The 20775-nt window shown below is 55.4% G+C and carries 13 protein-coding genes; all 13 read left to right on the top strand.

Annotated features, from left to right (window positions below; all coding sequences use genetic code 11):
• Positions 1-378: 378 nt before the first annotated feature.
• The 13 genes from RSSM_RS15830 (at position 379) to RSSM_RS15770 (ending at position 20736) form a co-directional block, all read left to right on the top strand.
• The gene (locus RSSM_RS15830; protein ID WP_044302712.1) at positions 379-1125 is read left to right on the top strand and encodes a methylamine utilization protein; all 747 of its coding nucleotides are present in this window, start codon (positions 379-381) and stop codon (positions 1123-1125) included.
• A 446-nt stretch (positions 1126-1571) separates the two neighbouring features.
• On the top strand, positions 1572-4040 hold the full coding sequence (locus RSSM_RS15825; RefSeq protein WP_236621178.1) for a DUF1592 domain-containing protein: 2469 nt from the start codon (positions 1572-1574) through the stop codon (positions 4038-4040).
• 113 nt (positions 4041-4153) lie between these two features.
• Positions 4154-5515, top strand: a complete 1362-nt coding sequence (locus RSSM_RS15820; protein WP_008680667.1) for a DUF1552 domain-containing protein — start codon at positions 4154-4156, stop codon at positions 5513-5515.
• Positions 5516-5756: 241 nt separating this feature from the next.
• A complete protein-coding gene (locus RSSM_RS15815) occupies positions 5757-6350 on the top strand; it encodes a flavin reductase family protein (protein WP_008680666.1) in 594 nt (197 codons plus the stop codon).
• Positions 6351-6557: 207 nt separating this feature from the next.
• Positions 6558-8012: a glucose-6-phosphate dehydrogenase gene (zwf, locus tag RSSM_RS15810; protein WP_008680665.1), complete on the top strand. Its 1455-nt coding sequence runs from the start codon at positions 6558-6560 to the stop codon at positions 8010-8012.
• Positions 8013-8247: 235 nt separating this feature from the next.
• On the top strand, positions 8248-8649 hold the full coding sequence (locus RSSM_RS15805; protein WP_008680664.1) for a cupin domain-containing protein: 402 nt from the start codon (positions 8248-8250) through the stop codon (positions 8647-8649).
• 515 nt (positions 8650-9164) lie between these two features.
• Positions 9165-12476 (top strand): discoidin domain-containing protein, encoded by a 3312-nt coding sequence (locus RSSM_RS15800; RefSeq protein ID WP_144059858.1) that lies wholly within the window; start codon positions 9165-9167, stop codon positions 12474-12476.
• Positions 12477-13195: 719 nt separating this feature from the next.
• Positions 13196-14008, top strand: coding sequence for an HpcH/HpaI aldolase family protein (locus RSSM_RS15795; RefSeq protein ID WP_008680660.1), 813 nt, complete (start codon positions 13196-13198; stop codon positions 14006-14008).
• Positions 14009-14318: 310 nt separating this feature from the next.
• On the top strand, positions 14319-15500 hold the full coding sequence (locus RSSM_RS15790) for a sialidase family protein (protein WP_063709075.1): 1182 nt from the start codon (positions 14319-14321) through the stop codon (positions 15498-15500).
• 494 nt (positions 15501-15994) lie between these two features.
• Entirely contained in the window at positions 15995-17614 is a 1620-nt protein-coding gene (locus RSSM_RS15785) for an MFS transporter (RefSeq protein WP_008680654.1), read from the top strand.
• Between the two features lie 586 nt (positions 17615-18200).
• Positions 18201-19193 (top strand): LacI family DNA-binding transcriptional regulator, encoded by a 993-nt coding sequence (locus RSSM_RS15780; protein ID WP_236621177.1) that lies wholly within the window; start codon positions 18201-18203, stop codon positions 19191-19193.
• A gap of 77 nt (positions 19194-19270) precedes the next feature.
• A complete protein-coding gene (locus RSSM_RS15775) occupies positions 19271-20488 on the top strand; it encodes a DUF1559 domain-containing protein (protein WP_044302694.1) in 1218 nt (405 codons plus the stop codon).
• Between the two features lie 32 nt (positions 20489-20520).
• Positions 20521-20736 (top strand): hypothetical protein, encoded by a 216-nt coding sequence (locus RSSM_RS15770; protein ID WP_044302692.1) that lies wholly within the window; start codon positions 20521-20523, stop codon positions 20734-20736.
• The last annotated feature ends 39 nt before the right edge of the window (positions 20737-20775 follow it).

Genomic DNA, 20775 nt, shown 5'->3' with positions numbered 1-20775 from the left:
ACGACGCTCTGCCGAGCGAGTCGTGTTGGCCGAAAAGCCCTGTTTTCCCGGAATCCCGTCCCCCCGGTAACATGTCTCCCCGCTAGCCTTTTACCCGGGGCCCGTTTTCTCCTGGTAAACTGCGTACGATGAGGGTGGCTGTACCGGCCATTCTTCGCTGTCGATTGTTCGGCTGGCAACTTTCTGCCAACCCGTCGTCAACGAAAGAAAATCAGACCGACTATCTCGAAACCGTTTGTACCTCGTTGATGAATCCTGTTCTCTGAAAAGCGACAGGCTGAGTCACGGGGCAAATGCCTCACAACAACTGGAGAATTTCCCTTGGCGTTTCAAAATCCTCTCGTTCGATCGAGTCGCGTTCTCGCAACCGTGTGTTGCATGTCAGCGTTGCTCGGCGGAGCTGCCGTCGCCCCTGCTCAAGATGCGACTCTCAAAATGCGGTTCGTCTATGACGGCACGCCTCCTTCGGTCGATAACATCGATCCGAACAAAGATCGCGAGTTCTGCGGCAAGCACGTGATTCCGAATGAAAAGCTGATCATCAATCCAACGAACAAAGGAATTCAAAACGTTATCGTTCACGTTTACACGCGATCGAGCGGTGATGACCTTCCAAAAACCGGCCCAGGCACCAAGACCCACGTGCTCGCCAACGACGAGTGCCGATTTGAGCCACACGTTGTTGTCGCACAAACCGGCGACACGTTGAAAATCACCAACCCCGATCCGGTCGGCCACAACGCCAACTTGAACTTCATCCGGAACACCGCGCAGAACCTGATGATCCCATCGGGACAAGAAAAGGAAATCGCTCTCGAAGAAGAAGAGCCCGCGCCGATTCCAGTTGACTGCAACATTCACCCGTGGATGCGAGCCTACGTTGTTGTTCTCGAACACCCGTTCGCGGACGTTAGTGACGAAGATGGCAACATCGTGATTGAAGGACTGCCCGCAGGAAAAGAAATCACTTTCGCGGTTCGTTTCGAAGGTGGTAAGCTTGATGAAGTCAAAGTCGGCGGAAAAGAAACCGATTGGCGTCGCCAACGGTTCGAAGTCGACTTGAAAGCCGGCGATAATGACTTGGGCGATATCCTCGTCCCAGCCGACGCGGTTTCCGCAGACTGATTTGCTTCGGCAGACTGATTCAATGTGTCGATGTCGTCGTGACATCGACGTAGAGACTTTCGATAAGCTTTGAAATGGGATGCCACTCGGTTTCGTGGCATTTCGATCCGATCACACCATCCGGTTCAGCCGATTGGCGACACTGCCCTTGGCAGGGCTCTCTGAACCGGATGGCATGTAGGATTGCAAACGTTCAGCAAGCGTGAATGACCATGCTTGTCTGAGCGGAAACCTCCCTCCGATGCTCCCCCCGCTGACTTCCTTGTCGGCCCCTCCCGCCTTCCTACCAACTCGCCTTCTCGGGTGAACTGCTTATGCCGGCCTCCGAGTATCCGCCCCATCGCGCGCCCGCCGCTAGGTTGCTTCGGCGACGGTGGGGGTACAGCCTCGTTGCGGTCTGCGTTTGGGTCTCAGTTGGTCAGTTTGTGAAAGCCAACGCGGCAGATGTGTCAGAGCAATCTCCGACTCAGATCGCCTCGCAAGAGTGGCTCGAGCACGGATGGCCGCTGTTGGAAACCTATTGTCTGGATTGTCACAGTTCAGATTATGCCGAGGCGGAAGTTGACCTGAGTTCGTTTCACTCTCTCGCCGGCATCCAGAGCCACAGCGAGTTGGCTGTGGACGTGATCAGCATGATCCGGTTCGCTGCGATGCCGCCCGAAGACGCGGAACTGCCCGAATCCGAGGAGCGTCGGAAGCTCGCCGATCTGCTCGACGCGGTTGTTTACCACGCGACCTGCGATCTGCGTCCTCGGCCTGGCCGGACAACGGCACGCCGGCTCAATCGGGCCGAGTACAACAACGCGATCCGTGATCTGTTTGGCGCTGACCTTCGTCCCGCCGACACATTTCCTTCCGACGAAGTGGGAGGCGGTTTTGACAACAACGCCGACGTGTTGTCTTTATCGACGATGTTGATGGACAAATACCTGTCGGCGGCGGACGAGATCACCTCGCAGGTCGTCGTTGATCCGGACACTCTCGTTCAGATCGACAAAACACACGCCGGCGAAAACCTTTTTGTCATCGGCGACACCCGAACGGGAGCGTTCGGCCAACGATACGTGGCGCCCGATGGGATCGTATGGTTCGACGTCGAAATTCCCGTCCGTGGCGAATACACCATCGAAGTCCGCGGGTCATCGCGAATCGAATCTCGTGGCAAGACGGTCACAACGATGCACTCCGACGAAGGCATCCTGCGTGCAATCATTGAGCTGGAATATCGCGAGGGACGCGGCAGTGATGACTACGACGCGACTCGCATCACGCTCGATCCTGGGAAACATCGTTTGTTTTTTCAGGCCACCAACGTGACGTCCTCCGAGTTGGAAAACGTGAAGGATCGTGACGAATGGAAAATAGACGTCGCGGTCAACGACACGGTTGCGAATCTGACCGAGGAAACAATCGCACAAAGCCGATCGGGCAATCCAGGGGCGTTGCAGACCGATCGCAACATTGACGAACAGGAGCTTTCGACGCGGTACCGCAGTATCGTGGTCAAAGGTCCGAGTGCACGCACCCGCAGCGATCTGCCTCCTGGGCAGAAGGCGTTGCTCGGCCGAGTCCCGTCGCGGCGCGGCGATCGATATGTCGAAGTCGAGAAGGCCGCGCGGAGTTGCCTGCGTCCGTTGATGCGTCGCGCGTTTCGTAGTGAGGTTAGCGACGAGGACATCACGCCGTATGTCGACGTCGTCAAGAAAATGACCGACCGTGGCGACTCCTACTATGAGGCGATTCGCGTGGCGATTTCGGCTGTGCTGGTTTCGCCGCGTTTTCTGTTCCGGGTGGAAGTCCCCGAAACAGAGGAGCTTCGTCAGAAGGCAAGTTCGGGCGAAGACATCCCGCTTTCGTCAACGCAGCTCGCCAGCCGATTGTCGTTCTTTCTGTGGAGCAGTTTGCCGGATGAGCAGTTGCTCGACGCAGCCAAACGGAACGAACTCGTTGATCCCAAAAAGCGACTGAAGCATGTCCGGCGAATGCTCGCCGATCCCAAGTCGGCTTCTCTCGGAAAACAGTTCGCGCGGCAGTGGTTTGCGCTCGGCAATCTGAGCGAACGCGACCTCAACGAGTTCGCAAAGGTGCGATCGTCTGGCCACTCGGAATCGGGCGAGACGCTCCCGATCACGCCGGCGATGTTGTCCGCAGAAACCGAACAGTTGTTCTTGTACCTTTTGCGAGAGAACCGCCCGATCGCTGAGTTGCTGACCAGCGACACGACGTTTGTCTCTCGCCCGCTGGCAAAATGGTACGGTCTCGATGTTCCTTCCGGGGCGACTGACCAAGAGCCGATGCGAGTCAGCCTGCAGGGGCAACCGCGACGCGGCATCCTCGGGCACGCCGGTGTGCTGCTGTTGACGAGTTACCCGACACGGAATTCCCCCGTACAACGTGGGAAATGGATCCTGGAGAACATTCTCGGCACGCCTCCCCCGGAAGCCCCGCCCGGAATTCCGAGTTTGGAGGAAACGAAAACCGCCTCCGCCGACGCCACCCTCCGCGAACAACTCGAACTGCACCGAGCCGATCCGGGGTGTGCATCCTGTCATCGTGTGATGGACGCACTCGGATTTGGGTTAGAGGACTATGACCATCTCGGGCGGCTTCGTGATGAAAGTGATCCTGCCCGCGGTGATGCGTCGGGTGAGTTGCCTGGTGGTCGCCGGTTCGAAGGTTCCGCCGAACTCGCCCAGTTGCTCGCCAAGACCGAAGAACGCTCGCTCGCCGAAACCGCTGTCCGTCGTATGATGGCGTTTGCGATCGGCCGCGAACTGCGACCCCAGGATCGTTGCTTCGTCGAAGCGATCTTGGACGCCGCTCAACCGAACCACTATCGCGTTGGCGAATTGCTCGAAAGAGTCATCGCCAGTCCACCATTCCTGAATCATCAAGCCGAGGTACCGTCGTCATGAAAGACCAACGAATGATCGTTTCGTCCGAGAGTCGCACCGCCGACGCGGCGTCCCCGGCATGCCCCCGCGGCGGCCACCGTCTCCCGCGACGGACCTTACTGCGTGCTGCTGGCATGTCGCTCGGTTTGCCACTGCTGGAATCCATGACCCCCGCATCGACTAGTGCCTTTGCATCGGCGAGTCCGGGCCAGGGTGATGCGGCGGCACCGGTGCGAATGGCCTGCGTGTTTGTCCCCAATGGCGTGATTCAAGACGAGTGGCGTCCGATCATCAACGGACACGAGCGTGATCGGCGAGGCAATATTGTCAGCGAGAGTGGTTCCCCGTTGCTCTCGTTCAATGATTGGCGGTGCAGTGCCTCACTCGCGCCGCTCGAGCCGTTCAAACACAAACTCAACATTGTCGAGAACCTGGCACTCGACAATGGACGTGGGAAGCATGACGGCGCAGGTGACCATGCACGCGGAGGAGCCACGTTCCTGACCGCGGCACGGCCGGTCAAAACCAGCAGTAACATTCGTTTGGGGATTTCCGTCGATCAGGTCGCCGCGACCGCGCTCGCCGGTCAGACCACACTTCCTTCGATCGAGTTGGGACTCAAAGGCAGCCGCAATGCAGGCAGTTGTGATTCGGGATACAGTTGCGCGTACTCGTCGAACATCTCGTGGAAGAACGAGACCCAACCAATGCCCAAGGAAACGATCCCTCGCCTCGCGTTCGAACGCATGTTCGGCAGTGGCGATGCGACCGCGCAGCGGGAACGACGCGAGGTTCGTCGCAGTATTCTGGATATCGTTCGTCGCGACGCCGACAAACTCATGCGGCAAGTTGGTGCCACCGACAAACGGAAACTCGACGAGTATTTCACCAGCATCCGCGAGATCGAAAAACGGATCGAACGCACCGAAGCGGAAGACTTGGCCGCGATGCCCGATTTGGAGGTGCCGGTCGGCCGCGTCGAAGAATTTCGGGAGCACGCCCGGCTGATGTTCGATCTGATGGTGGTCGGGTTTCAAACCGATACAACTCGGGTGGCCACATTGATGCTCGATACCGCCGGCGGAAACCGATCGTACCGCGAGATCGGCGTCAACGATGCTCATCACGGGCTGAGCCATCATCGCAACCGTGAAGACAATGTGTCGAAATTGCAAAAGATCGACCACTATCTCGTCGAACAATTCGCGTACTTTGTCGAAAAACTCGAGTCGGTCAGCGACGCAAACGGGACTCTTCTCGACCAATCCATCGTGCTCTACGGCAGCGGACTCGGCGACGGAAACCGTCACACCCACCATGATTTGCCGATCGTCCTGGCCGGCGGCGGAGGTGGTAGGCTTGAGACCGGACGGGTGATGCGTTATCAATCCGAGCAACCCATGGCAAACTTGTATCTTTCGATGCTCGAATGCATGGGCACGCCGGCCGAATCGATGGGTGACAGCACCGGTCTGCTCGACGGCCTACTGGCCTAGTAATCCGATCAGGATATTCTTCCGATTGCCAATCGCGGACCGTTGTTGGGAACGCGAAGGCGATGGTTTGGACGAGATGATTGTTGAGGGCTACGACGGGGGTTTCGAGTGATGCTCGACCTCGGTCGTTTTGCTAGGCGTGTGTTAATTTTTGTCGCGCCAATGCATCCGGTGAATGTGAGCCTGGATTCTCCGCGTGACACGCCGATCCTCATACCGGACATCCTCCAAGGCACGCGTTATGGACATCTTACCGAGTGAATTTTCGGTGCGGCGGCTCTACGAAGCCATGACCGCGATCATCACTCCTCGGCCCATCGCCTGGGTGTCAACGATTGACCACGAAGGCGTTTGCAATCTGGCTCCGTATAGTTTTTTCAACGGAGTCGGTGCGAATCCCCCTACGTTAATGTTCTGCCCTGCGAACAAGCCTGATGGTACCGCGAAAGACACCCTCGCCAACATTCGCGCCAACGGTCAATTCGTCGTAAACATTGTCACCGATGAAACGTTCGCCGAAATGAAACACTCGGCCCTCGAGGTTGCCTCGGAGGAAGACGAGTTCGTTCTCACCGGGACCGAAAAGACGGCTTCGTCGGTCGTTGCTCCGCCGCGGGTCAGCAACGTCGCCGCGGCAATGGAGTGCGAGTTATTGACCGCGATGCAACTCGGCGTCGGACCTGGGGGAGCCAATCTTGTCGTCGGGAAAATCGTCTCGATTCATTTGCGGGACAACGTTCTCGACGCCGACGGGCGTGTCGACCCTGAGAAAATTGCCACCATCGGTCGCATGGGCGGGCCACGCTACACCAAGACGCTTGACCGTTTTGAATAGTTGCACCTCGCGGTAACGTATCGGCCACCGCACGTCGCGGTTATTCGCTCGCCCGTTATTACGAACGGCCTGCAAACTTTTTCGTCGCGTGCTGTTTCGCCCCTAGGGGGTCTCGTCCTCTGCGACAATCGGTCCTAGAGTAGTCGACTCACTCTTTTCGCATTCGCACCCTATTCTCGGTTCGCCTCCCATTCTCGGTTCAGATCCATGTCCAACACGATTGTGATCTTCGGTGCCAGCGGCGATTTGACTAGCCGCAAGCTCATTCCCGCGCTCTACCAACTCCACGCCAAGGGACGTCTGCCCGAGAACACTCGGATTGTCGGCGTTTCTCGCAGCCCTTTCGAGCACGACGAGTGGAGGGCGAGTCTTCGCGAGACGACCTCCAAGTTCGCCGGGAAATCATTCTCGTCAGCGAAATGGGACACCTTCGCACCGAGCGTTTTTTATCAAAGCGGCGATATCAAAGACGCGGCGTCCTTCCAGTCGCTCTCTGATTTCCTGACCGAAATTGAAGGCGGGAAAACGACCGGCCGAGTCTATTACCTCTCCACGATGCCGCAGCTCTATGCCACCGCGGTCGAACAACTCGGTGCGGCGGGACTCGCCAGCGAAGAAAACGGCACGCGACGCGTCATCATCGAGAAACCGTTCGGAACCGATCTCAAGACCGCCAAAGAACTCAACGCGTCGATTCACAACGTGTTCGACGAAGAACAGATCTACCGGATCGATCACTACCTCGGCAAAGAAACGGTTCAAAATATCTTCGCGTTGCGTTTTGCCAACTCGATATTCGAACCATTGTGGAATCGCAATTACGTCGACCACATTCAAATCACCGTTGCCGAAGAAGTCGTCATCGGTCGCCGTGCCGGCTACTACGACACCAGCGGCATTTTGCGGGATATGTTTCAGAACCATATCTTGCAATTGATGATGATCACCGCCATGGAACCGCCCGCCCGCTACGACGGGACGATGGTCCGAGACGAGAAAGTCAAAGTTCTGCATGCGATGCGGAAAATGACCGGCGGTGATTTCGCGTCCCAGACGATTCGTGGTCAATACCGCGGCTACCTCGAAGAGGAAGGTGTTCCACCGGGCAGCCAAACGGCAACCTACGCGGCGTTGAAACTGTACTGTGACAATTGGCGTTGGCGTGGCGTGCCATTCTATCTACGCAGCGGAAAAGGGATGTCCTGCCGCACGACGCAGATTGTGATTCAGTTCAAAAACGTGCCACACATGATGTTTGGCGACAAATCGCGTGTGCCGATGGGAAACCGGTTGGTCATGCAAGTCCAACCGGCCGAAGGGATCCAATTGCACTTCGAGACAAAAGTCCCGGATGCCGGCATGAAGACGCGTACGAGCCACTTGGACTTCAACTTCCAAGACTCAATCGGTGGCGACGCTTTGCCGGACGCCTATCAACGTCTCCTCCTCGACGCCGTCCAAGGCGATGCGAGCCTGTTCGCCCGTGGCGACGAAGTCGAACTTGCCTGGGGAATCATCGACCCGATCCTTGAAGCCTGGAACAGTCCGGCCGCACCGCCGCTGTTGCAGTACGAAACCGGCCTTTGGGGGCCGACCGAAGCGAGCGAGTGGATGTACAACCAAAAACGAGAATGGTTCGACGTCTGCCCCGTAATCAAGTAGGTCCGTGATCAAGTAGGCCCGTGGTCAATTTGGGCCTGCGATCAAACAAGCCGACGGTGAGTCACACGTTCTCATCTTCTTCCTGCCCGGTTCCGGTGGCAGTTCCACAGTGAGCGTGCGGGCGTACCGTCCGAAAACTCTTGTCACGCGGTCGACCGGTCGTTGCTTCGGGCTGCCTCGTCGTCAAAATTGCCGCCGCGAATCGCTGCCTTTCCTGTCCTGCAGAAGGTTTCCGATGGAACACTACGACTTTGATGAACTCGATCCAGGAGATCGAGAGCCGCGTATCGTTTCACGATCACAATGGGGCTCCGATGCGTTGCAGTGGGCGGGCGCGTTGGAAGGGCAGGCTCTCGGAACCGGTGTGACGATTCTGTTCTTCCGAACCGAAGAGGTCGGCGACGGGCCACGCTGGCACGTGCATCCCTATGACGAGGTCTTCATCGTTCGCACCGGCCGCGCCTTATTCACGATCGGTGACAAACGGATAGAAGCCCAAAAAGGCGATGTGCTAATGGGGCCAGCCAACATTCCGCATAAATATCACAACGTCGGCCCAGGTAAACTCGAAACCACCGACATCCATCTTTCAGATCGATGGATCCAAGCCAACTTGGACGATCCCGAAGAGTCCTAAAACGCGCCGCGGCGTCGTGACAAAACTGGCTGGCGCTGTACGGAAGACGTGCTCGCTTCTCTCTGCGAAAGCTTGCTGTTAATCGCTCCTCCGACATCCGGCGCCCGACCGCACTTGGTTTCTTTCTCGTTCAACCGGGACCAAGAGTCGCGTGTTTCTCGTAGCTGACAAAAGGGGACATGCATGTTGGTTTTTCGGCCTGCCCGTGCCTGAGGGTCCTGCTCACGCGATGTGGTGATCGAGTGAAGAAATAGGTGTCAGCTTTTTTTACGAGAATTTGTCGGACCACCGAGCGTTGGATGTGTGCGCATTGGCGAGTCCATGCAGGGTGATTGGCAGAGGTCAAAAACACCTGCTATTCAACGCCACTTTTTTGATCGCTTGCCATTGCTCATCGCACTGACGGGAAAGATACTCCGGTTGCGGCAACCCTGATGATTGCGGGTAGGCTGACCTCCCAAAAGCCTGTTGTGATTGTTGTGTCGGCTTCGACACGAACGTTCGTTTAGAGGAACATGATGATGAAAAGCAAAGTAGTTTCCACTATCGGGACGACTCTTCTTGCTTGGTGCTTTCCTGCTGTGTTCGTTGTGGGCGGCACTGGGAGCGAGGCTGACGACGCTAGCGTGATTGATCTATCGGGGGTATGGAAGTTCCAAATGGATCCTCAGGAGATCGGTCTCGACGAAAAGTGGTTTGCGATCGACCTTCAGGATACCATCACGCTACCCGGATCGATGTCGGAACAGAACAAGGGATTTCCGGTCGGGTATGAAACCAAATTCACCGGCACTACCTGGAAGGAATATGAACCAGGTAAGTCTTGGGTAGACGACGAAAACTATCAACCGTATCTGCGGGAAGATGAGTTCCGGTATCCGTTTTGGTTAATCTCAGGTTATCACTACGTGGGCGCAGCGTGGTATCAAAAAGAAATCACTGTACCCGATCAATGGGTTGGGAAACCGGTCGAGCTTTTTCTCGAACGACCTCACTGGGAAACCCGTCTTTGGGTAAACGGCGTACCGATCGGGAAACAAAGTTCCCTTGGTGTGCCGCACCGATATGACATCGGTGCATCGCTCAAGGTAGGTGTCAATCGAATCACCATTCGAGTCGACAACAGTTTGGCAGACGAAATCGGGGTGGGAGTGGACGCACACAGTGTATCCGACAACACCCAGAGCAACTGGAACGGAATTGTCGGTAGCATCCATTTGGTTCGGAAGGCATCTGTTTCAATTTCCAACGTTGCAATCTTTCCTGATATCAAAAACAAAGCCATCCGGTTGGAAATTGAGCTGCAAAACGCGACTGAAACAGTCCAGCACGGCACAATGAAGTTATCTGCCGGAGCGATCGATGCAGGCACTCCTGAGATCGAGAAGGTCAGCGTCCCATTCACAGCAAAGCCGGGCACGCGGACGGTTGTCGTGGATTATCCGATGGGCAGTGACGTCCGCATGTGGGATGAGTTCCAACCGAAAGTCTACCGGATGAATATCCAATTGGACGCCGGTCCTTCTCGCGACGAGTGGGCAGGTAGCTTTGGTATGCGTGAAATCCGTCGGGTTGGCAAGACGATTGTGATTAACGGTCGACCGAGCTTTTTCCGTGGAACCCTCGAATGCTGTATCTTTCCAAAGACCGGTTATCCTCCAACCACGGTAGAACCCTGGGAACGGATCATCAATGTTTGCAAATCACACGGCCTCAACCACATTCGATTTCATTCTTGGTGCCCTCCCGAGGCTGCATTTGAAGCCGCCGACAGGATCGGGTTCTACTATCAAGTCGAGGCTTCGGCTTGGGCAACAAATTTGGGCGACGGTGAACCGGTTGACGAATGGGTCTATGCCGAAAGCGAACGGATGGTTGCGGAATATGGGAATCACCCATCGTTCTGTCTATTGGCATACGGAAACGAACCTCATGGCAAAAAGCACCAAGACTACCTAACCGAGTTCGTTCTGCACTGGAAGGCGAAAGATTCACGTCGGCTATATACGACCGCTGCTGGATGGCCATTGATTACGCAGAATGACTACCACAACGCACACAACATCCGCATCCAAGCTTGGAACGCAAACCTAAACGGGATCATCAATAGGGAACCGCCGCAGAGTGGCTACGATTGGGAACACCTCATCGCGAAAAAAAACGCGCCGGTGATTAGTCATGAGATTGGCCAATGGTGCGCGTACCCCAACTTCAAGGAAATACCGAAGTACGACGGAGTATTGAAGGCGACGAATTTTAAGATTTTCCGTGACAGTCTGAAGTCGAAAGGTTTGCTGCATCTCGCGGATGACTATCTCAAGGCATCCGGTAAACTGCAGGCTCTATGTTACAAAGCCGATATCGAGGCGGCGTTGAGAACGAAAGGCTTCGCTGGATTTCAGCTGCTGGATCTGCATGATTTCCCTGGTCAAGGGACCGCGTTGGTCGGAGTTCTCGATCCGTTCTGGGACCAAAAAGGTTACATCTCTCCGCAGGAATTCCGTCAGTTCTGCAACGAAACCGTTCCACTGGCGAGATTCGACAAGATGATCTTCACCAGTGACGAGAGCGTCCAATGCGAAGTCGAGGTGGCACACTTCGGGGAGCATGAGATCGATTCGGCTGTGTCCACTTGGAAAGTCATCAACGACCAGGGAAAGTCGATCCGGGAGGGCACATTCGGGCAAACAGAGCTGCGCTGGGGAAATGGCCAGCCGGTCGGGACTTTTACCGAGAAGTTCTCGGTTGAGAAAGCCACGCAGTTTCAGTTGCAGGTCAACGTCGCTGGGTTTCAAAACAGTTGGGACTTCTGGGTGTACCCGCGCGAACTACCGACCGTGGGCGAGGATGTATTGGTCGTCAGTACGCTAAATGAAGATGCACTGTCGACATTGCAGCAAGGCGGAAAAGTACTCCTAACGGTTAAGAAGGGTAGTATCCGTAACGGCAAAGGAGGCGAGGTCGCGGTAGGGTTCTCGAGCATCTTCTGGAACACTGCTTGGACGAACGGGCAGAAGCCACATACGCTGGGAATCTTGTGTGACCCAGCACACCCCGCGCTCGCTGAGTTCCCCACTGAATTCCATTCCAATTGGCAATGGTGGGACGCAATGCTCCATTCGAATGCCATTTCCCTCGAAGCTTTTGAATACTCGCCTGAGCCCATCGTTCGCATCATTGATGACTGGGTGACGAACCGCAGTTTGGCGATGCTCTTCGAGGCACAAGTTGGAAGTGGAAGGCTGGTCGTGTCGGGGGTGGACCTGCAGACGAATCTATCGTCGCGACCTGAAGCGAAACAGATGCTGTTCAGTCTCAAGAGCTATATGAGCAGCGAAATGTTCACTCCAGAAACCGAACTGCAGGTTGAAGAGATTCTGTCGCTGTTTAAAACGCCGGTGGAACTGGCCAAAAGCAAGGCGGTGATTGTTGCGGATAGTAATGAGGTCGGATACGAAGCGAAGAACGTCTTTGATGGAGACCCAAGCACGCTTTGGCACACGGCTTGGAAGACGGAAGCTCCGAGTTACCCGCACTCTTTGCAAATTCAGCTAGCCACGGCGTTGACATTGAAGGGTTTTACTTTGCTGCATCGGCAGGACGGCAACCGCAATGGGATGATTGCCGAGTATGAGATCTATGTCAGCAACGACTCCGCAGAGCGGGGGGCGATAGTCGCCAAGGGGGTTTGTTCTGCAGATGAAACTCTCGTGACGATAGATCTCGATGAGCCTGTCACCGGACGCTACATAACATTCGTCGCGACCAGCGGTTTCGAGAATGATCAGTACGCATCAATTGCGGAGTTTGATTTTATCGCCGAGTAAATCGGCGTTGGGGTTGGGGGGAAGGTGTGCGGTCGTGACCGTTGAAACTACCTACTCGAAACCGTTTCAAAACGATAAATCAGTCCTTTGCGAGTCGTTTGGAAATCAATTCAATCGTGGTAATGTATCGCACGGCTTGACTGTTCTCTGGGAGCCTCTCGTAGTCTTTGGACGCACGGTGATGTAGGCTCGTCCATGCGAAACGTGCGTTCGACGATCCGACGCTTCGCCCGTATCACAAATCCCTGGATTCCAACTGGCCCCAACGCGGTTTGAAGAACGACTTTGCATTGGTCACGCAGCAAGTTCGGTAGGCCGCTTCAGGCGTAAACGCTGTCGCCAGTCTGAATGCAGGATCTCGTACGGTGAGGGGGGATCTTTGTATCGACCATGAACTTCGTTGGCATCTCTTGCTCGCGGTTGGTCAATGTTGAGGCGTGTTTGGGGCGCTGTTGAGTGTTTAGGTGTCTCAAGAGAACAACTGCACAGGTGATACTTGTTCATCCCAGCAGTAGCGTAGGTTGCCGGCCGTTGTTGCCACGAGTGCTCGTGTATTCGTTTATAATTGTGACGTTGATCCGCTCGTCCGCTATCATGGTCGTACGACCACGCCGTCCTTCCTGCCTTCCTCCCCTCCTGTCTGCTTACCGGTCGCTTCGGCTGCGTGGATACTCGACCGCTATGCGTGCACAAACTCTCCCCCACCTCTCTCGAGTGCTATGCAAGTCAAAGAGCTCCGACAATCGCTGCATGATGGAACCACTGTTTTTGGTACGTTGATCGTTTCTACTTCTCCGAGATGGCCGGACGTATTGCGAAACAGTGGACTCGACTTTGTCTTCATTGATACGGAGCACATTGCGATCGATCGGGCGGAGCTGAGTTGGATGTGCCAAACCTACTCGGCGCTCGGGTTGCCACCGTTGGTCCGTATCCCATCGCCTGACCCCTACTTGGCAACCATGGTGCTCGATGGCGGCGCCCAAGGAGTGATCGCACCTTACGTAGAGTCAATGGATCAGGTGCGAGAGCTTCGCGGTGCGGTCAAACTGCGACCGATCAAAGGTCAGAAGCTGCAGCAGATGTTGTCAGGAGAAGAGGTTGAGCCGAACCTCGAATCCTACATACATGCCGGTGCCCAGGAGCGACTTCTGATCGTCAATATTGAAAGCCCCGCCGGGATCGAGGCTCTCGATGATATTCTCGCGGTGCCGGATCTCGACGCGGTGTTGATCGGGCCGCACGATCTGACCTGCAGCCTCGGGATCCCTGAGCAGTACGAACATCCAGATTTCTTGGCCGCTTGCGAAACGATATTTTCAAAGGCTCGAGCGGCCGGCATTGGTGCCGGAATCCATTTTTGGGGAAGCACCGAGCAGCACGCTCGCTTTCTCGAAAAAGGGGCCAACCTACTGATTCAAAGCGGCGATATTTCACTGTTTCAAAAACATCTGCGTTTGGAGCTCGCCGCGGTTAAGAAAGCGGCCGGGCTCGATGCTGATGACGGTTCCACTGCCCAAGTGCAGATTTAAAGTGTGTTTGACAATGATGTAGCCGTTGTCGCCAGGCTTTGTTGCCTGAATTCAGGCGACATCCCGCTACAGGGATCGGACATGTCAAACTTCCAAGTACTTTCGAACCGATCCGAAAATCAAGTGAATTGATTAGCTGGCAGGCATTCTCGGTTGTTTCGTACCAACAGAGATCAACGCCGAGCGGTTGATGAGTTCGCGGATAGAAACGCGGTGCGTCTCTGCGTGTTGTCCTGTATCGGTCGCGCACGCCGCGTGTTGAGAGCCTAGCGTTTTATCTTGTCCACTTTCCTTCCTTTTGAGGTGTTTCATGCGTTCCCCACTTCGCGTATTTACCATCGTTTTATTGGCGACCATGATGGTCGGTCCTACCAATGCTCAAGACCTACTCATCGAACGTTCTGTTATCGTTGAGGGTGACTCGGAATGGGACTGGAACCAAGCGAGAACTGGATACGTGCCCGGTGAGCCCGGGTTGGCGTTTACCACGATGTCTCGGACATCGAAAACCGGGTCGCACGGTTATCACGATATCTACTTCACCACATCTCGAGATCACGGTGCGTCCTGGGATCCGTTGAAAGTCATTCCGACACTGCGACGGGCCAAAACAGCGAACGGCTATGAAGTTGTCGCTGGTGATTTGTGGCCGAACTGGCACGCTGCCTCCGGTAAGATTTTGCTCAACGGCAAGACCTTCAATTTCGCAGGCGGAACAAAAGAAGACATCTACAAAGAACAGGTGTTTTATGCGGTCGTTGATCCACAATCGCTTCGGTGTGGCCCACTGAAGACTCTTGAGATGCCCGAGCGAGACCACGCAGGTCAGCCGATCATTGCCCCCAACGCCGGATGTCATCAAGCGGTGTTTCTGGACAACGGAGATATCTTGATGCCAATCCGGTATCAACGCAGCAAGCATCCTCGGATTTACGTATCGATCGTCTCCCGTTGCCGATTCGATGGCGAAACGCTTTCCTACGTCGAACACGGAACCGAGCATACGATCCCCAAACAGCGAGGCCTGTATGAGCCGTCGGCGTATCAATTCGATGGAGAGACGTTCCTCACGATGCGGGCTGACGACGGAGCGTACGTTTCAAAGAGCACGGACGGAATCAACTTCACTGACCATATCGCGTGGAAGTTTGACGACGGCAAACTGCTGGGCAGTCGTAACACGCAGCAACACTGGGCGACGATTGGTGGGCGTCTGTACCTCGTTTACACGAGAGAAAATGGTCGCAATGGCCACATCATGCGAAACCGTGCTCCGCTGTACATCGCTCAGGTTGACCCCGAGCGTCTCCATGTGATCCGCGATACAGAACAGGTGATCGTCCCAGAGAATCACGCGACGCTCGGAAACTCCGGCGTCTGCCGCATCCATGAAAACGAAACCTGGGTTACCGTCGCAGAAGGCCTCGTGAGTCATGGCAAGCGAAGAGGGGAAAACAACCGCGTGATCTTGGCGAAACTGACCGCACCTTAGAACGTTATCAAGAATATCGCAGCCGATGTCGCCCGGCTTTGGTGATGTCAATTCCGACGAGTTCAGCGACGAATATGTGACACGGCAAACTCCAAATTGCTCTCGTCGTTTATGCACGCTCGATCTTTAGGTAGTGGTTTTTTCAATAGATCCACTACCTTCTGCCGGGAAAACAAGCGGCATCGGTGTACGCACTATGGCGATGACCAGTGGGAATTCTTCATTGTCGCAAAAGATGCTGCGGCAGTACGAAGCCTTTTCGAAATCCAATCACGTGATCGAAATGACATTCCGTGAAGGCGAGCGAAGCCAAAGATTGCGAAGCTCGAACGATAACCGCAGAGCATTGCGGAGACGCTTTGTTTCTCTTCCGGTTTCTCTTTGACGTTGTATCGATTCCAATAGTCCGGTCTGCTGTGGAATGAATTGATTTCCACCGGCGGGCGTTGGGGGGTATTGTGTTGCCGACGTCGAGGTAGAGAGAAAAGGTGTCCATGAACGGTTCGAAAAATTTTCGCGATCGACTCTCTGTCACTGAGAAAGTCGCGTACGGGTTCGGTGACATGGCATCGAATCTGTATTGGAAGCTGCAAGAATACTTCCTGCTATTTTTCTATACCGATGTGTTTGGCAACTCGCCCAAAGCAACCGGCACGATGGTGCTGATCACACGGATTTGGGACGCCGTCAACGACCCGTTCATTGGTTATCTCTCGGATCGGACTCGCACCAGTTGGGGACGGTTTCGTCCCTACCTGCTGTGGATGAGCGTTCCTTTGGCGATCACCGGAACGCTCGTGTTTTATGTTCCCGACTTGGGGCCGACGGGGAAGCTCGTTTACGCGTATGCAACCTATACGCTCATGATGCTCGCGTATTCCGCGATCAACATACCCTACGGCGCTCTCATGGGAGTGATCAGCGAAGATTCGTTGGAACGCACCAGCGTGGCGACCTATCGATTTGTGTTTGCGTTTTTGGGCGGTGTTATCGTTCAGTACTTCACCTTGCGGTTGGTCGAGTTTTTCGGCAGCCTCGGCAGCAGCGCGGTCGGAAACGAGCATGCAGAGATCGATCAAGCGAGCGGTTTTTTCTGGACGGTTGCTTTGTTTTCAGCGATCGCCACGCTGATGTTTCTGATCACCTTTGCGGTAACTCGCGAGCGAGTGGATCAGGACCAGGAACAAGATTCGAGTTTTGAAGCGGATTGGTATTTCTTGCGGACGAGTTGGAAACTGCATCAGTTGGCACTGGTAGGCGTGGCTTCGGTTGCGTTGATGGCGACCGCACTGGACGCCGACGCGATGATATGGATCGCGGGGATCTACGTCGCTCTTAGTATCGTGTCGTTCGCCGTTTCCACCGCGACAAAAACGTTCTGTGTCCATTCCGGTTCGAAGTCCGTTTTGCGTGACGATGTGGATCACCTGCTGAGGAACCGACCTTGGATCGTCCTTTGCGTGTTCGGGTTGTTCCATCTCGCTGGTTCGGCGTTACGAGGTGGAACGCTGATTTTCTATTTCAAGTACTTTGTTGGCGACGACGGACCGATCGCGGCGTTCTTGACCGCCGGCACCATTTCCGGTGTCTTTGGCATGTTGTTCACGAGAAAACTAACGGGCCTGCTCGGAAAGAAAAGGTTGATGATCTTCATCAAGCTATTCACCACAGCATGCTTGTTGGCATTCTTCTTTCTCCGGCCGGACCAAGTGGCTCTGATGTTTGCGATTCAGATCGCCAACGGATTGATTGGTGGCCCCTTGAGCGCGGTTCTTTGGGCGATGTACGCCGATGTCGCCGACTATTCTCAGTGGAAGCACGGTCGACGCACGACAGGGTTGGTTTTTGCAGCGGCGTCGTTCTCGCAAAAATTGGGGGCAGCGGTTGGTGTGGCAATGACCGGCTTTCTGCTTGCGGGCATCCTGTACGTTCCTCCGGTGGACGGCGTGGACCAGCAGCAAGCGGAGTTCACGGTGCAGGGACTGCGTTGGATGTTTAGTCTGATCCCTTTAGTGTTTTCGGTGGTGGCTGTTGGTGTGTTGGCCCTCTACCCGATCGACGAGTCACTGCTGAAGAAAATCGAGCAGGACCTCCACGGCCGAAAAGTCGACTAAAGCGTTCTGAAGTTTGGCAAGTCCGATCCCTGTAGCCGAATTTGCCAGAGTTCAGGCCCTCGGAAGTCAGGCGACATCGGCCACATCATTCCAAAAAACGCTATGCCTTCCGACGCAGCTTGGTTTTCGAGTGGCCCGTAGTGGATCTTGTTAAAGATCCTGCTGCATGAGGATCGTCAATAAGATCCGCTACGGGCACGTACATCTGACATACACAAAAGCATCTCTCCCCAGCAACGGGTGCGACGTTGTCGGGCGTTGTCTGCTCGTTCCCCGAGCGATGGGCGAAAATGTAACCGCTTACATTTGCGCCCCAGAGAATCTTCGGCAAGTGGATCCCGCGGTCGACATCCTCCGCAAGACGAGAATTCATCGAATATCGAGGGAAATGGGGGTAAATACAGCGAATCCCGGGTTCAGGAACGCCCGAGGCAAGTCACGCGGGGCCGCTCACGAATTTTGCCGAAGGAACCTTTTATTCAGTTGACTTGAAACCGCTTTCACGATAGCGTGGGACAATCGGCCGCAGGAAGCCTGCAGCGAAGTTGTCAGGGGCGCAATGAACGTGTTTCATGGATATGACCAATTGATCACTATTCGGGATATCGCGAAGAGGGCGAATGTTTCCAGCGCCACCGTCTCACGCGTGCTTAATGACAGCTCTCCCGTGAAGGAAGAGAAACGGGCGGCGGTACTCGAGGCGATGAAGGCCCTGGATTTCCAGCCCAACTTGTTCGCCAGGGGGCTCGCTAGCGGCGAATCCCGAACCATCGGCATCGCGGTCCAGATGTCTGGCTCATCGTTCTACAACTTGGTTTCGGACGGCGTGAGCGCGTCGCTCGAGGAACTCGGTTATTCGCCGATCTACTCCAATCGCAAGCATCGACCGGGCATCGGCTTGGCCGCGATCACAACGTTGATCAACCGGCGAGTGGACGGATTGATTTTGATGGGTGGCGACGTTTCGGCGAGAGAACTCAAGGAGATTCGAAACACGATGCCGACGATCGTCGTTGGTCGCGACATCTCGGGACGAACGGAAGAAACCGTCTATATCGACAACTTTAAACCGGCCTATGAGCTCACCAAGGTTTTGATCGAGGCCGGCCATCGACGCATTGCACATATCAGCGGCAATCAGAAGCACTATGACGGTCGCCAGCGACTCGAAGGCTATCAACAGGCCCTGAAAGATCACGGGATTCAGCCTTCCGAGGAACTGATCTACGAAGGTGACTTCTCATCGCAATCAGGCGTAATCGGAGTGAACTCGTTGCTGTCGCGCGGCATTAACTTTAGCGCCGTGTTTGCTGGCAACGACCCTTGTGCCTATGGCGTTCGACTCGCGTTGTACCAAAAGGGGATCCGTGTTCCCGACGACGTTTCGATCGTTGGTTTTGACGATCAACGCGAGTCTGCCTACATGACACCACCTCTTACCACCGTTCACCAGCCAGCGAGGGAACTCGGTGAAGCGGCGGGCAAGGCCATCGTTGCCCTAGCTCGCGGTGAACCGTTTGAGCCGCCTGAATTCGTTGCCGAAATTGTTCATCGCGATTCGGTTCGCCGTCGCGTTTGATTTGATTGGTGCCCTCATGGGGCCACAGAGTGTTCGTTTGTCTTTCCGTAGTTTCGCTTTAAATAAGGAGTCATCACATGATTCGTCCTCGACATCCACGCCATGCGTTTACGCTGGTGGAACTCTTGGTCGTGATTGCGATCATTGGCGTTTTAGTTGGCCTGTTGCTTCCCGCCGTCCAGGCTGCTCGCGAGGCGGCACGACGGATGAGTTGTAGTAACAACTTCAAACAGATTGGCCTGGCGCTTCACAACTACCACAGTGCCTACAACAACCTACCGACTCAACGCGGTGGGACGTGGGACGGCACGACAGGTTGGCCGCCCGCAGTCACAACCACTCACAACAATTCGCAGCTAAGCATGCTCGTTGGTCTCACCCCATTCATGGAGCAACAAGCGATCTGGGAGCAGATCTCTAATCCGCTCGATGATGCTGATGACAATCCCGTCGATGTTTGGCCGCCGATGGGGCCGTCGGTGGATAACAACGATCAGTACACGCCATGGATTACCCAAATTCCAACCCTTCGATGCCCCAGTGACCCAGGGAACGGATTGCCCGGATACGGACGAACCAATTATGGCGCGTGCATGGGCGACAACTACTATTCGCCATGGGGAGATCACCCTTGGTGGAGTTTGACGGAGACGTTCTACGACATGGGATGGCCTGATATCAAGAAGTGCCAGCGGGGTGTTTTCACCGCGAGAAAATCGACGCAGTTCCGCGACATCCTCGACGGACTCAGCAATACGATTATCGCCGGAGAAATGATCACATACCTGGGCGACCGGGACGTACGAGCGTCGAGCGTTCAGGCGTCCGCCGTCGGTTCGCAGTCAATTGAGGTGCCGACCGCATGTCGAGATTCAATTGATCCACAACGCCCCGGGTTCTGGGATCCGGCCTACGAAACTCACCAAGAAAACGGTGGCGGTACCGGCGTCCGTGGAGGTCGTGGTTACCAGTGGGCGAACGGCTTTGCTGTCCACACTGAGGTTTATACCGTGTTGCCTCCCAACAGTGAAATCTGCGGTGACTTATCATCCGGCCAATGGATGGGTGCGTTGACTGACCGGATTCACACGACGGTATCGAGCCAGCACCAAGGCGGTGCTCACGTGTTGATGTCAGACGGTGCGGTCAAGTTCATCACCGATTCGATCGAAGCGGGCGACAACACCGTCGGCATGACAAACCCGTGGGGAACGGGCGGGCTGGCGAGTGCCTACGGCCTTTGGGGTGCACTCGGCACCAAGGGAATGAAAGAAGTGATCGGGGAGGAATTCTGATGCCTCGTTCGACACGGAAGAGGATGCCGGCAATGGCAGTCGCCACCGCGGTGCTCATCGGTTGTTCGCTGCAGTCGGGATGTGGCTCCGAAGGAGCGCATGTCGTCGGCACCGAGGAAGAGTACGCCAAAATCCGCAACACCCCCGACGAAATCCAGGCCGCTATGGAGCAATTCGGAGGTGGCCCGTCCAAGGCCGATGTTCGGAAGATGGTGAATGAAGCTCGCTCGGCCGGTTCAGATTCCTAGCCGGCCCCAAAGCAACGCCCGGGGGCCGACTAAGCGTCG

Source organism: Aporhodopirellula sallentina SM41 (assembly GCF_000346505.1).
Classification (GTDB): domain Bacteria; phylum Planctomycetota; class Planctomycetia; order Pirellulales; family Pirellulaceae; genus Rhodopirellula; species Rhodopirellula sallentina.
This window is presented reverse-complemented; position numbering and strand designations above follow the sequence as displayed.